Origin of the sequence: Pseudomonas sp. CK-NBRI-02 (assembly GCF_008124495.1) — a bacterium.
Taxonomy (GTDB): Bacteria; Pseudomonadota; Gammaproteobacteria; order Pseudomonadales; family Pseudomonadaceae; genus Aquipseudomonas; species Aquipseudomonas guariconensis.
In genome coordinates this window covers 282,072-296,193 of the sequence record NZ_VSJH01000039.1, presented here as the reverse complement: position 1 = coordinate 296,193, position 14,122 = coordinate 282,072, and the positions used below count along the sequence as shown (strand labels likewise).

At 63.5% G+C, this 14,122-nt stretch carries 11 protein-coding genes; 10 read left to right on the top strand and 1 reads right to left on the bottom strand.

What is annotated here, in order from left to right:
* Nucleotides 1–5: 5 nt before the first annotated feature.
* The 9 genes from murD to lpxC all read left to right on the top strand — a co-directional run bounded on the left by murD (nucleotide 6) and on the right by lpxC (nucleotide 10,455).
* A complete protein-coding gene (murD, locus tag DQ397_RS22580) occupies nucleotides 6–1,352 on the top strand; it encodes a UDP-N-acetylmuramoyl-L-alanine--D-glutamate ligase (protein WP_043207556.1) in 1,347 nt (448 codons plus the stop codon).
* On the top strand, nucleotides 1,349–2,563 hold the full coding sequence (ftsW, locus tag DQ397_RS22575) for a putative lipid II flippase FtsW (protein WP_043207508.1): 1,215 nt from the start codon (nucleotides 1,349–1,351) through the stop codon (nucleotides 2,561–2,563). The genes murD and ftsW overlap by 4 nt, the downstream gene beginning before the upstream one ends.
* Nucleotides 2,553–3,632 (top strand): undecaprenyldiphospho-muramoylpentapeptide beta-N-acetylglucosaminyltransferase, encoded by a 1,080-nt coding sequence (gene murG, locus DQ397_RS22570; RefSeq protein WP_043207510.1) that lies wholly within the window; start codon nucleotides 2,553–2,555, stop codon nucleotides 3,630–3,632. Before ftsW ends, murG begins: the two co-directional genes overlap by 11 nt.
* On the top strand, nucleotides 3,625–5,079 hold the full coding sequence (murC, locus tag DQ397_RS22565) for a UDP-N-acetylmuramate--L-alanine ligase (protein WP_043207512.1): 1,455 nt from the start codon (nucleotides 3,625–3,627) through the stop codon (nucleotides 5,077–5,079). Before murG ends, murC begins: the two co-directional genes overlap by 8 nt.
* Nucleotides 5,076–6,032 carry a D-alanine--D-alanine ligase gene (locus tag DQ397_RS22560; RefSeq protein ID WP_043207514.1) on the top strand — a complete coding sequence of 319 codons (957 nt, stop codon included), beginning with the start codon at nucleotides 5,076–5,078 and terminating at the stop codon, nucleotides 6,030–6,032. Before murC ends, DQ397_RS22560 begins: the two co-directional genes overlap by 4 nt.
* Before the next feature lie 5 nt (nucleotides 6,033–6,037).
* On the top strand, nucleotides 6,038–6,907 hold the full coding sequence (locus DQ397_RS22555) for a cell division protein FtsQ/DivIB (protein ID WP_043207518.1): 870 nt from the start codon (nucleotides 6,038–6,040) through the stop codon (nucleotides 6,905–6,907).
* A gap of 14 nt (nucleotides 6,908–6,921) precedes the next feature.
* Complete coding sequence (ftsA, locus tag DQ397_RS22550) at nucleotides 6,922–8,178, top strand: cell division protein FtsA (protein WP_043207521.1); 1,257 nt, start codon at nucleotides 6,922–6,924, stop codon at nucleotides 8,176–8,178.
* 56 nt (nucleotides 8,179–8,234) lie between these two features.
* Entirely contained in the window at nucleotides 8,235–9,431 is a 1,197-nt protein-coding gene (gene ftsZ, locus DQ397_RS22545) for a cell division protein FtsZ (RefSeq protein WP_043207523.1), read from the top strand.
* Nucleotides 9,432–9,543: 112 nt separating this feature from the next.
* The gene (gene lpxC / locus DQ397_RS22540) at nucleotides 9,544–10,455 is read left to right on the top strand and encodes a UDP-3-O-acyl-N-acetylglucosamine deacetylase (RefSeq protein ID WP_043207525.1); all 912 of its coding nucleotides are present in this window, start codon (nucleotides 9,544–9,546) and stop codon (nucleotides 10,453–10,455) included.
* A gap of 60 nt (nucleotides 10,456–10,515) precedes the next feature.
* On the opposite strand, the gene DQ397_RS22535 is transcribed toward lpxC, so the two are convergent.
* Nucleotides 10,516–10,977: a DUF721 domain-containing protein gene (locus tag DQ397_RS22535; protein WP_043207527.1), complete on the bottom strand. Its 462-nt coding sequence runs from the start codon at nucleotides 10,975–10,977 to the stop codon at nucleotides 10,516–10,518.
* A 368-nt stretch (nucleotides 10,978–11,345) separates the two neighbouring features.
* Here DQ397_RS22535 and secA point away from each other — a divergent pair, with 368 nt between their 5' ends.
* The gene (gene secA, locus DQ397_RS22530) at nucleotides 11,346–14,084 is read left to right on the top strand and encodes a preprotein translocase subunit SecA (protein WP_043207530.1); all 2,739 of its coding nucleotides are present in this window, start codon (nucleotides 11,346–11,348) and stop codon (nucleotides 14,082–14,084) included.
* The last annotated feature ends 38 nt before the right edge of the window (nucleotides 14,085–14,122 follow it).

Here is a 14,122-nt window from a genome sequence, read left to right as displayed (position 1 = left end):
TGAGCGTGTCATTGATCGCTTCCGACCAATTCCGCATCGTTGTCGGCCTCGGCAAGAGCGGCATGTCCCTGGTTCGCTTCCTGGCGAGCCGGGGCATTGCCTTTGCGGTCGCCGATACCCGCGAGCAGCCGCCGGAACTGGAAACCCTGCGTCGTGAATATCCGCAGGTGGAAGTGCGCTGTGGCGAGCTGGACGTGGACTTCCTGTGCCGCGCCAACGAACTCTATGTCAGCCCTGGCCTGGCCCTGGCCACCCCGGCCCTGCAGCAGGCTGCGGCCCGCGGCGTGACGCTGTCCGGCGACATCGAGCTGTTCGCGCGTCATGCCAAGGCGCCCATCGTGGCGATCAGCGGCTCCAATGCCAAAAGCACCGTGACCACCCTGGTCGGCGAAATGGCCGCCAAGGCGGGCAAGCGTGTGGCGGTGGGCGGCAACCTGGGTACGCCGGCGCTGGATCTGCTGGATGACACGGTGGAACTGTATGTTCTGGAGCTTTCCAGCTTCCAGCTGGAGACCACCGACCAGCTCAACGCTGAAGTGGCCACTGTGCTGAACATCAGCGAAGACCACATGGACCGCTACAGCGGCCTGCCGGCCTATCACCTGGCCAAGCACCGGATCTTCCGTGGCGCTCGCCAGGTGGTGGTCAACCGCCAGGATGCCTTGAGCCGGCCGTTGCCGGTCGAGGGCCGCCCGTGCTGGACCTTTGGCTTGAACGTTCCAGACTTCAAGGCTTTCGGCCTGCGTGAAGTGGACGGCGAGAAGTACCTGGCCTTCGAATTCCAGACCCTCATGCCGGTGCGTGAACTGAAGATCCGCGGTGCCCACAATCAGAGCAACGCCCTGGCCGCCCTGGCCCTGGGTCATGCCGTGGGCCTGCCGTTCGCGCCGATGCTCGAAGCGCTGCGTGAGTTCACCGGGCTCGCCCACCGTTGCCAATGGGTGCGTGAGCGCAACGGTGTCAACTGGTACGACGACTCCAAGGCCACCAACGTCGGTGCTGCCCTGGCGGCGATCGAAGGTTTGGGAGCGGATATCGACGGCAAACTGGTGCTCATCGCCGGTGGCGACGGTAAGGGAGCGGACTTCTCGGCATTGCGTGAGCCGGTGGCGCGTTTCTGCCGCGCCGTGGTCCTGCTGGGGCGGGATGCCGAGCGCTTGGCCCAGTCGCTGGGCGAGGGCGTGCACCAGGTTCGGGTCAAGACCCTGGATGAAGCCGTGCAGCAATGCGCCGAGCTGGCCGAGCCAGGCGATGCCGTGCTCTTGTCGCCGGCCTGCGCCAGCCTCGACATGTTCAAGAACTTCGAAGAGCGCGGACGTCTGTTCGCCCGGGCAGCGGAGGGGCTGGCATGATCTTCGGCATCCTCAAGCCTTATCCATCGCCGCTGATCAGCGGCCGCGGCATCGACCTGGACTTCGCCTTCCTCGCCGGTTGTCTGGCGCTGCTGGGCCTGGGCCTGGTGATGATCACCTCGGCCTCCTCGGAAGTGGCCGCAGTGCAGTCGGGCAACCCGCTGTATCACATGTTCCGCCATCTGGTGTACGTGGCCCTGGGCCTGGTCGCCTGTGGCGCGACCATGATGGTGCCGATCGCCACCTGGCAGCGCATGGGCTTCATGATGCTGGTCGGTGCCTTTGGCTTGCTGTTCCTGGTATTGGTGCCAGGCATTGGCCGGGAAGTGAACGGTTCCATGCGCTGGATCGGCTTCAGCTTCTTCAACGTCCAACCCTCCGAGATTGCCAAGGTTTTCGTGGTCATCTACCTGGCCGGCTACCTGGTACGTCGCCAGCAGGAAGTCCGTGAGAGCTGGATGGGCTTCTTCAAACCCTTCATCGTCCTGCTGCCCATGGCCGGCCTGCTGCTGATGGAACCGGACTTCGGCGCCACCGTCGTGATGATGGGCGCAGCCGCAGCCATGTTGTTCCTCGGCGGGGTGGGGTTGTTCCGCTTCAGCTTGATGGTGGTGCTGGCGGTGGTGGCGGTGTTCATTCTGGTCCAGGCCCAGCCCTACCGGATGGCGCGTCTGATCACCTTCACCGACCCCTGGGCCGACCAGTTCGGCTCCGGCTACCAGCTGACCCAGGCACTGATTGCCTTCGGGCGTGGCGAATGGCTGGGCGTGGGCCTGGGCAACAGCGTGCAGAAGCAGTTCTACCTGCCTGAAGCGCACACCGACTTCGTGTTCTCGGTCCTGGCCGAGGAACTGGGCGTGGTCGGCTCGCTGTGCACCGTGGCGCTGTTCGTCTTCGTCACCGTGCGGGCCCTGTACATTGGCCTGTGGGCGGAAAAGGCCAAGCAGTTCTTTGCCGCCTACATGGCGTTCGGCCTGGCGTTCCTGTGGATCGGCCAGTTCCTGATCAACATCGGCGTGAACGTCGGCCTGCTACCGACCAAAGGCCTGACCCTGCCGTTCCTCAGCTACGGCGGCAGTTCGCTGGTGATCTGCTGTGCCTGCGTGGGATTGCTGCTGCGCATCGAGTGGGAAAGCCGCACGCACCTGGGCAGCGAGGAGCACGAGTTCAAGGAAAGCGATTTTGCCGAGGAGACCTACCATGGCCGCTGACGGCAAAAACGTTCTGATCATGGCCGGTGGCACCGGGGGGCATGTCTTCCCGGCCCTGGCCTGCGCCCGTGAATTCCAGGCCCGTGGCTACAGCGTGCATTGGCTGGGTACCCCGCGCGGTATCGAGAACGAACTCGTGCCCCAGGCAGGTCTGCCCCTGCACCTGATCCAGGTCAGCGGCCTGCGCGGCAAAGGCAAGCTTTCGCTGCTCAAGGCGCCGTTCACGCTGGTCAAGGCGGTGCTCCAGGCGCGACGTATCATCCGTCAGCTCAAGCCGGTCTGCGTGCTGGGCTTTGGCGGCTACGTGACCGGCCCGGGCGGTGTTGCCGCGCGGCTGTGTGGTGTGCCGCTGGTCATCCATGAGCAGAACGCCCGCGCCGGTACCGCCAATCGGCTGCTGGTGCCGCTGTCGGCGCGAGTCTGCGAAGCTTTCCCGGACACGTTCCAGGCCAGCGGCAAGCGCCGCACTACCGGCAATCCGGTGCGCCCGGAGCTGTTCTTGGAGGCGCCACGCGCCCCGTTGGCCGAGCGCCGCGCACGCCTGTTGGTGCTCGGTGGCAGCCTGGGTGCGGAACCATTGAACAAATTGCTGCCTAAGGCCCTGTCGGAAGTGCCTGCGAGCCTGCGCCCCGAGGTGTTCCATCAGGCCGGCAAGCAACACGCGCCGATCACCGCCGAGCGTTATCGCGAGGCGGGGGTCGAGGCTCAGGTAGAGCCCTTCATCAAGGACATGGCCCATGCCTATGGCTGGGCTGACATGGTGGTATGCCGGGCGGGTGCCCTGACCGTCAGCGAACTGGCTGCGGCAGGCCTGCCCTCGGTGCTGGTGCCTTTGCCCCACGCCATCGACGACCACCAGACCCACAACGCCCAATACCTGGCTCGTGAAGGCGCTGCCTTCCTGATGCCACAAGCGACAACTGGCGCAGCGCAGCTCGCTGAACGCCTGAACGAGGTGCTGATGCAACCCGAGAAACTCAACACCATGGCCAGCACCGCACGGCGCCTGGCCAAACCTGCCGCAACCAGCACCGTGGTCGATATCTGCCTGGAGGTGGCCCATGGTTGAGAGCCAGAAAGCCATGCCCCAGCCGAAAATGGGCCGCATCCGTCGCATCCACTTCGTCGGTGTCGGCGGCGTGGGCATGTGCGGCATCGCCGAAGTGCTGCTGAACCTGGGCTACCAGGTGTCCGGTTCGGACCTCAAAGCGTCCCCGGTCACCGAGCGCCTGGAGTCGTTCGGCGCCGAGATTTTCGTCGGCCACCGTGCCGAGAACGCCGCCAACGCTGATGTACTGGTGGTGTCCAGCGCCATCAATCCGGCCAACCCGGAAGTCGCCACCGCCCTCGAGCGGCGCATTCCTGTGGTGCCGCGCGCCGAAATGCTCGCCGAGCTGATGCGCTACCGTCATGGCATCGCCGTGGCCGGTACCCATGGCAAGACCACCACCACCAGCCTGCTGGCATCGGTGTTCGCCGCCGGCGGCCTGGATCCGACCTTCGTCATCGGTGGGCGCCTGACCGCAGCCGGCACCAACGCCCAGCTCGGCACCAGCCGCTACCTGATCGCCGAGGCCGATGAGAGCGACGCCAGCTTCCTGCACCTGCAACCGATGGTCGCGGTCGTCACCAACATCGATGCCGACCACATGGCCACCTACGAAGGCGACTTCAACAAACTGAAGAAAACCTTCGTCGAGTTCCTGCACAACCTGCCGTTCTACGGTCTGGCCGTGATGTGCCTGGACGATCCGGTGGTGCGCGAGATCCTGCCACAGGTCAAGCGTCCGAGCGTCACCTACGGCTTCAGCGAAGAAGCTGACGTGCGCGCCATCAACGTTCGCCAGGAAGGCATGCAGACCCACTTCACCGTGTTGCGCCGCGACTGCGAGCCGTTGGAGGTTTCGGTCAACATGCCGGGCAACCACAACGTGCTCAATGCCCTGGCCACCATTGCCATCGCCACCGACGAAGGCATCAGCGACGACGCCATCGTCCAGGGCCTGTCCGGCTTCCAGGGCGTGGGCCGGCGTTTCCAGGTGTACGGCGAGCTGCCGGTCGAAGGCGGCAGCGTGATGCTGGTCGACGACTACGGACACCACCCGACCGAAGTGGCCGCGGTAATCAAGGCCGTGCGTGGCGGTTGGCCGAGCCGGCGTCTGGTGATGGTCTATCAGCCGCACCGCTACAGCCGCACCCGCGACCTGTACGACGACTTTGTACAGGTACTGGCCGACGCCAACGTATTGCTGCTGATGGAGGTCTACCCGGCCGGCGAGGAGCCGATCCCGGGGGCCGACAGTCGCCAGCTGTGCCACAGCATCCGTCAGCGCGGCCAACTGGACCCGATCTACATCGAACGGGGTGTCGATCTTGCGCCGCTGGTCAAGCCATTGCTGCGCGCCGGCGACATCCTGCTGTGCCAAGGCGCCGGTGACATCGGCGGCCTGGCCCCGCAACTGATCAAGAGCCCGCTGTTCGCTGGCGCCGTCGCCAGCCAGGAGAAGTCGAAATGAGCAGCGCCTACGACCAATTGCACTCGACCCTGGACGTAAAAGCCTTCGGTCGCGTCGCTGTGCTGTACGGCGGCAAGAGCGCCGAGCGCGAGGTGTCGCTCAAGTCCGGCAAGGCGGTGCTCGAAGCGCTGACCAGCGCCGGTGTCGACGTGGTCGGCATCGATGTGGGCGATGACCTGCTGGCACGCCTGCAGAGCGAGAAGATCGACCGCGCCTTCATCATTCTCCACGGCCGTGGGGGAGAAGATGGCAGCATGCAGGGCCTGCTGGAGTGCCTGGACATTCCCTACACCGGCAGCGGCATCCTGGCGTCTGCGCTGGCGATGGACAAACTGCGCACCAAGCAGGTCTGGCAGAGCCTGGGCATTCCGACCCCGCGCCATGCCGTGCTGGGCAGCGAGCACGATTGTGTCGAGGCCGGTAAGGAACTGGGCTTCCCGTTGATCGTCAAACCGGCCCATGAAGGTTCCAGTATCGGCATGGCCAAGGTGAACAACGAGCAGGAGCTGGTCGCTGCCTGGCGCGATGCCGCCCGCTACGACTCCCAGGTGCTGGTCGAGCAGTGGATCCATGGTCCGGAGTTCACCGTGGCCGTGCTGCGCGGTCAGGTGCTGCCTCCGATTGCCTTGGGCACGCCGCACGTGTTCTACGACTACGACGCCAAGTACCTGGCCAACGATACCCAATACCGCATCCCGTGCGGCCTGGACAACGCCAAGGAACAGGAACTGATCGAACTGACCGCACGCGCCTGCGATGCCATTGGCATCGAAGGCTGGGGGCGTCTGGACGTGATGCAGGACGAGCAGGGCCGGTTCTGGCTGCTCGAAGTCAACACCGCACCCGGCATGACCGACCATAGCCTGGTGCCGATGGCGGCCCGCGCGGCCGGTCTGGACTTCCAGCAACTGGTGCTGGCGATCCTGGCCGAAAGCGTAGCGACGCGAGGTTAAGAGCCATGCACGGCGCGATGATACGTCAGCAGCAACCCGTTACCGGCCGTAGCAAGCCGGTGCCGCGTGGTGCCAGCCGACTGGTGGCCGACGAGCCCGTATCGGCGCGCCTGCCGCGGCCCAGCCTGGGCGGCCTCAAACGCTTGCTGTGGCCGGTGTTGCTGGTCGCTGCAGGCTTCGGGGCCTATGAAGGCGCCGTGCGCCTGATGCCGTATGCCGACCGGCCGATCACCAAGATCGCCGTGCAGGGCGACCTGAGCTACATCAGCCAGCAGGCAGTGCAGCAGCGGATCGCGCCGTACGTGGCCGCAAGCTTCTTCAGTGTCGACCTGACGGCGATGCGCCTGGAGCTCGAACAGATGCCATGGATCGCCCATGCCGAAGTCCGCCGGGTATGGCCGGACGAGGTGGTGATCCGCCTGGAAGAACAGTTGCCGGTGGCGCGCTGGGGCGACGAAGCCTTGCTCAACAACCAAGGCCAGGCCTTCACCCCGCGCGAACTGGCCAACTACGAGCACCTGCCGCAGCTGTTCGGGCCGCAGCGCGCTCAGCAACAAGTCATGCAGCAGTATCAAGTATTGAGCCAGATGCTGCGCCCCCTGGGCTTTTCCATCGCTCGCCTGGAGCTGCGCGAGCGAGGCAGTTGGTTCCTCACCACCGGCGCGGGTAGCGCCGGGCCTGGGATCGAGCTGCTGCTGGGGCGCGACCATCTGGTGGAGAAGATGCGCCGTTTCATTGCCATTTACGACAAGACACTCAAAGAGCAGATCACCAACATCGCCCGCGTTGATCTGCGGTACGCCAACGGGCTTGCCGTTGGCTGGCGGGAACCGATTGCACCGACGACGGCCCAACCCGCCGTTGCGAAGAATTAGAGAGAGGCAGGACCATGGCAAACGCGCATAGCGGCAAAATGATCGTCGGGCTGGACATCGGCACCTCCAAGGTGGTGGCGCTGGTGGGTGAGGTAGCCGCTGACGGCACACTGGAAATCGTGGGCATCGGTACCCATCCCTCCCGCGGCCTGAAGAAAGGCGTGGTGGTGAACATCGAGTCCACCGTGCAGTCGATCCAGCGCGCGGTGGAAGAGGCGCAGCTGATGGCCGGCTGCCGCATTCACTCGGCGTTCGTCGGCGTCGCCGGTAATCACATTCGCAGCCTCAACTCCCACGGCATCGTCGCGATTCGCGATCGCGAAGTCAGCACCGCTGACCTCGAGCGCGTACTGGACGCCGCCCAGGCCGTGGCCATCCCGGCAGACCAGCGGGTGCTGCACACCCTGCCGCAGGACTACGTGATCGACAACCAGGAAGGCGTGCGCGAGCCTCTGGGCATGTCCGGTGTGCGTCTGGAAGCCAAGGTCCACGTGGTCACCTGCGCAGTCAACGCCGCCCAGAACATCGAAAAGTGCGTGCGCCGCTGTGGTCTGGAAATCGACGACATCATCCTCGAACAACTGGCGTCGGCCTATTCGGTGCTGACCGATGACGAGAAGGAACTGGGCGTGTGCCTGGTGGACATCGGTGGTGGTACCACCGACATCGCCATCTTCACCGAGGGTGCCATCCGCCACACCGCGGTGATCCCGATCGCGGGCGACCAGGTGACCAACGATATCGCCATGGCCCTGCGGACCCCGACCCAGTACGCCGAGGAAATCAAGATCCGCTACGCCTGTGCCTTGGCCAAGCTGGCCGGCGCTGGCGAGACCATCAAGGTGCCGAGCGTGGGCGACCGCCCACCGCGCGAGCTGTCGCGCCAGGCCTTGGCCGAGGTGGTGGAGCCCCGTTACGACGAGCTCTTCACCTTGATCCAGGCCGAGCTGCGTCGCAGCGGCTACGAGGATCTGGTGCCGGCCGGCATCGTCCTGACCGGCGGCACCTCCAAGATGGAAGGCGCTGTGGAACTGGCCGAGGAAATCTTCCACATGCCGGTGCGCCTTGGCGTACCGCACAGCGTTCGGGGGCTCAGCGATGTCGTGCGCAACCCGATCTATTCCACCGGCGTGGGCTTGCTCACCTACGGCCTGCAAAAGCAGACCGAGGACCTGCCCCTGACCGGCAACAGCAGCAACAACAGCTATGGCGATGAACCGAAGGCTCCGGTGCTTGAACGATTCAAGCGTTGGGTCCAGGGCAACTTCTAAGTTTCAAAGCAGTAGTGGTAGGCGCAAAAACTAGAGAACAGTTAAGGAGAGGGAAAATGTTCGAGCTCGTAGACAACGTCCCGCAAAGTCCGGTCATCAAAGTGATCGGTGTCGGTGGTGGTGGTGGCAACGCCGTCAACCACATGGTCAAAAGCAACATCGAAGGCGTCGAGTTCATCTGCGCCAACACCGATGCCCAGGCGCTGAAGAACATCGGCGCGCGCACCATCCTGCAGCTGGGTACCGGTGTCACCAAGGGCCTGGGTGCTGGTGCCAATCCGGAAGTCGGCCGTCAGGCCGCGCTGGAAGACCGTGAGCGTATCGCTGAGGTGCTGCAGGGCACCAACATGGTCTTCATCACCACTGGCATGGGCGGCGGTACCGGTACCGGTGCTGCGCCGATCATCGCCGAAGTGGCCAAGGAAATGGGCATCCTCACCGTTGCGGTGGTGACCCGTCCGTTCCCGTTCGAAGGTCGCAAGCGCATGCAGATCGCCGACGAGGGCATCCGCATGCTGGCCGAAAGCGTCGACTCGTTGATCACCATCCCCAACGAGAAGCTGCTGACCATCCTGGGCAAGGATGCAAGCCTGCTGTCGGCCTTCGCCAAGGCCGATGACGTACTGGCTGGCGCCGTGCGTGGTATCTCCGACATCATCAAGCGTCCGGGCATGATCAACGTCGACTTCGCCGACGTGCGCACCGTAATGGGTGAGATGGGCATGGCGATGATGGGTACCGGCTGCGCCAGCGGTCCGAACCGTGCCCGCGAAGCCACCGAGGCGGCGATCCGCAACCCGCTGCTCGAAGACGTCAACCTGCAGGGCGCCCGCGGCATCCTGGTGAACATCACCGCAGGTCCGGACCTGTCCCTGGGCGAGTACTCCGACGTCGGTAGCATCATCGAAGCCTTCGCCTCCGACCATGCCATGGTCAAGGTCGGCACCGTGATCGATCCGGATATGCGCGACGAGCTGCACGTGACCGTGGTTGCCACTGGTCTGGGCGCACGTATCGAGAAACCGGTCAAAGTCGTCGACAACACTCTGCAGAGCGCGGCCGCCGCCTACGAGGCGTCCAACCCTGCACCGGTGCGTCAGGAGCAGCCTGCCGTCAATTACCGCGACCTGGAGCGTCCGACCGTGATGCGCAACCAGGCCCACGGAGGTGCCGCAGCAGCGGCTAAACTCAACCCACAGGATGATCTGGACTACCTCGACATCCCGGCGTTCCTGCGTCGCCAGGCCGATTAATGGAATTTATCAGGGGTATAGGGGTGATTGGTGTTCAGCAAAGGCCGGGTCTGTTATCATCCCCAGCCTTTGTTGATACCTGTTCGCAATTTGCGCTGAAGCGGCCAAAGCCATGATTAGACAACGCACCCTGAAGAATACCATCCGTGCCACAGGTGTCGGCCTGCACTCCGGGGAGAAGGTCTACCTGACCCTCAAGCCAGCGCCTGTGGACACCGGCATCGTCTTCCGCCGTGCCGACCTCGACCCCGTCGTCGAGATCCCGGCCCGTGCGGCCAACGTCGGCGAGACAACCATGTCGACGACGCTGGTCAACGGTGACGTAAAGGTCGATACGGTCGAGCACCTGCTCTCCGCCATGGCGGGCCTGGGCATCGATAACGCCTACGTCGAGCTCTCCGCCTCGGAAGTACCGATCATGGATGGCAGCGCGGGCCCCTTCGTATTCCTGATTCAATCCGCCGGCCTGGAAGAACAGGACGCCGCCAAGAAGTTCATCCGCATCCTGCGCGAAGTGACGGTGGAGGAGGGCGACAAACGCGCCACCTTCCTGCCTTTCGACGGGTTCAAGGTGAGCTTTGAGATCGACTTCGATCATCCGGTACTGCGCAACCGGACCCAGAGCGCCAGTGTCGACTTCTCCAGCACGTCGTTCGTGAAGGAAGTCAGCCGCGCCCGTACCTTCGGTTTCATGCGTGACATCGAGTACCTGCGCAAGCACAACCTTGCGTTGGGCGGCAGTGTGGAAAACGCCATCGTGGTCGATGAGGACGGCGTGCTCAACGAAGACGGCCTTCGTTACGAAGACGAATTCGTCAAGCACAAGATCCTCGATGCCATCGGCGATCTCTACCTGCTGGGCAACAGCCTGATCGGCGAGTTCAAGGGCTACAAGTCCGGACACGCGCTGAACAACCAGTTGCTGCGCAAGCTCATCGCTGAGAAGGACGCCTGGGAAGTGGTCACTTTCGAAAATGCCAGCACGGCACCGATCTCCTACATGCGCCCTGTTGCGGCCGTGTAAGTTCGAACACTCTCTAGTTCATTGAGGCCACCTTCGGGTGGCCTTTTTTATGGGGCGTTTTCAGCCCTTTTCCTTGCCTTGGGCATGCGCTGCCAGCCGTTCCAGGGCTGCCCGCAGCTTGGGGTCGGCGATGCCCTCGGCCGAATCGCGGATACTCTCGGCGGCCTTGCAGGACAGCTCTACACCTTGGCCATCCCGTTTGGCCGGCACCAGCGGGGGTTGCACCTTGAACAAGATGCGCTGCAAATTGCCGAATGCCTCCAGTGCCTGAAGCTGGCGTTGCAGGCGCTTCTGCTGATAGCGCAGACGCGTAGCCCAGTGACCGTCCGTCACCACCAGCAGCAAGGTGCCATCTCGCCAGGACGCCACATGGCAATGCTCGCGAGCGGCCGGTTGCAGCTGGCTTTCCAGCAGACGCTGCAAATGGGCCAAGCGCTCGGCCTGGTTGAGCAGCAGGCGCAGTGGCCTGGCCTGACGCAACAGCGCGGCCGGAGGCTGGGCGGGGGAGGGCTTGTAGGCCATGGGGGTACGCAGGTGGTTACAGATTGGCCATCTTAACAGAAGCCATGGCGCTGGACTGACCGCAGGACACTCCCGCTGTGGCGGTTTTATAGCTCAATTGAGAGGGCAGGCTGACCTGCAAGGGCGGCAACCCCATGATCTCTTTGGGAAATGTCCCTGAGACGTTTCATCTTCCAGCACCTTGAACTTGTTCGAAAAGGCCTTATGTTAGGAGGGCCCCCGCCAAAGCGCTGTGCCAGCATCGTGGAAATCCACCACTTTCCTCACCATCGTTTCCGGGTAGAATGCTCGTTCGCATGCGGCCTCAGGGCTGCACGGGCGACTCATGGGGCCGCCCTCCATCCCTACGTGTGGAAGATCCTGCCGATATGTTTGCGCCTTTGTTAAAAAAACTTTTTGGAAGCAAGAACGAGCGTGAAGTCAAACGCATGCTCAAGACGGTGAACATCGTCAATGCCTTCGAAGAGAAGATGGTGGCCCTCTCCGACGAGCAGCTGCGGAGCAAGACCGCAGAGTTCAAGGAGCGCCTGGCCAAAGGCGAGACCCTCGACCAACTGCTGCCGGAAGCCTTCGCCGTGGCCCGCGAGGCCGGCAAGCGTGTCATGGGCATGCGTCACTTCGACGTGCAGCTGATCGGCGGTATGACCCTGCACGAAGGCATGATCGCAGAAATGCGTACCGGTGAAGGCAAGACCTTGGTCGGTACCCTGGCGGTCTATCTCAACGCACTGTCCGGCAAGGGCGTGCACGTGGTGACCGTCAACGACTACCTCGCCCGCCGCGATGCCAACTGGATGCGCCCGCTGTACGAGTTCCTCGGTCTGTCCGTGGGCATCGTGTCGGCTTTCCAGCCGCCGGAAGAAAAGCGCGCTGCCTACGCCGCGGACATCACCTACGGCACCAACAACGAATTCGGTTTCGATTACCTGCGCGACAACATGGCGTTCAGCCTGGAAGAGAAGTTCCAGCGTGAGCTGAACTTCGCCGTGATCGACGAAGTCGACTCGATCCTCATCGACGAAGCCCGTACGCCGCTGATCATCTCCGGCCAGGCCGAGGACAGCTCCAAGCTGTACATCGAGATCAACCGCCTGATCCCGCGCCTGAAGCAGCACATCGAGGAAGTCGAAGGCCAGGTCACCCAGGAAGGCCACTTCACCATCGACGAAAAGAGCCGTCAGGTGGAGCTCAACGAAGCCGGTCACCAGTTCATCGAGGAGATGCTGACCCAGGCCGGCCTGCTGGCCGAGGGCGAGAGCCTCTACTCGGCGCACAACCTGGGCCTGCTGACCCACGTCTATGCCGGTCTGCGCGCCCACAAACTGTTCCATCGCAACGTCGAGTACATCGTCCAGGACGGCCAGGTCCTGCTGATCGACGAGCACACCGGTCGTACCATGCCGGGCCGCCGTCTCTCCGAAGGCCTGCACCAGGCCATCGAAGCGAAGGAAAACCTGAACATCCAGGCCGAGAGCCAGACCCTGGCTTCGACCACCTTCCAGAACTACTTCCGCCTCTACACCAAGCTGTCCGGTATGACCGGTACCGCTGACACCGAGGCCTTCGAGTTCGCCCAGATCTACAACCTCAACGTGATGGTCATTCCGCCGAACAAGCCGTTGGCGCGCAAGGACTTCAACGACCTGGTGTACCTGACTGCCGACGAGAAGTACGCGGCGATCATCGCCGACATCAAGGAAAGCATGAAGCAGGGACGTCCGGTGCTGGTCGGTACCGCCACCATCGAGACCTCCGAGCACATGTCCAACCTTCTGAAAAAAGAAGGTATCGACCACAAGGTGCTCAACGCCAAGTACCACGAAAAAGAAGCCGAGATCATCGCCCAGGCCGGTGCGCCAGGTGCGCTGACCATCGCCACCAACATGGCCGGCCGTGGTACCGACATCCTCTTGGGCGGCAACTGGGAGGCAGAAGTCGCCGCCCTTGAGAACCCGAGCGCCGAGCAGATCGCCCAGATCAAGGCCGACTGGCAGAAGCGTCATCAACAGGTGATCGAGGCCGGTGGCCTGCACGTGATCGCGTCCGAGCGTCACGAGTCCCGCCGTATCGACAACCAGCTGCGTGGTCGTGCCGGTCGTCAGGGCGACCCAGGCTCGAGCCGCTTCTACCTGTCTCTTGAAGACAGCCTGATGCGTATCTTTGCCTCCGACCGCGTGAAGAACTTCATGAAGGCGCTGGGCATGCAGTCCGGCGAGGCCATCGAACACCGCATGGTCACCAATGCCATCGAGAAGGCCCAGCGCAAGGTCGAGGGTCGCAACTTCGACATCCGCAAGCAGTTGCTCGAATACGACGATGTGGCCAACGAACAGCGCAAGGTGATCTACCACATGCGCAACAGCTTGCTGGCCGCCGAGAACATCGGTGACACCATCGCCGAGTTCCGCCAGGAAGTGCTCGATGCCACCATCAGCCAGCACATCCCGCCGCAATCGCTGCCTGAGCAGTGGGACGTGGCAGGCCTGGAGGCCGCGCTGGCCAGTGATTTCGCCATCAAGCTGCCGATCCAGCAGTGGCTCGACGAGGACGAGCGCCTCTACGAAGAGACCCTGCGCGAGAAGCTGCTCCACGAAATCACCACTGCCTATAACGAGAAGGAAGACCAGGCTGGCATCGAGGCCCTGCGCACCTTCGAAAAGCAGATCCTGCTGCGCGTGCTGGACGATCTGTGGAAAGACCACCTGTCGACCATGGACCACCTGCGCCACGGTATCCACCTGCGCGGTTATGCGCAGAAGAACCCGAAGCAAGAGTACAAGCGCGAATCCTTCACCCTGTTCCAGGAACTGCTGGAGTCGATCAAGCGCGATACCATCCGCGTGCTTTCCCACGTCCAGGTTCGCCGCGAGGATCCGGCCGAAGAAGAGGCCCGCTTGCGCCGCGAAGCCGAGGAACTGGCTCAGCGCATGCAGTTCCAGCATGCTGCTGCCCCTGGCCTGGAAAGCGAGCAGCAGCTCGCCGAGGAAGGCGCCGAGGTGGCTGTGGCTGCCGCGCCGGTACGCAACGAGCAGAAGCTGGGTCGCAACGAGCCGTGCTGGTGCGGTTCGGGCAAGAAGTTCAAGCACTGCCACGGCCAGATCGAGTGATCGGATAGCCCTGGCGCTGACTGTTGATCAGGGCTGCT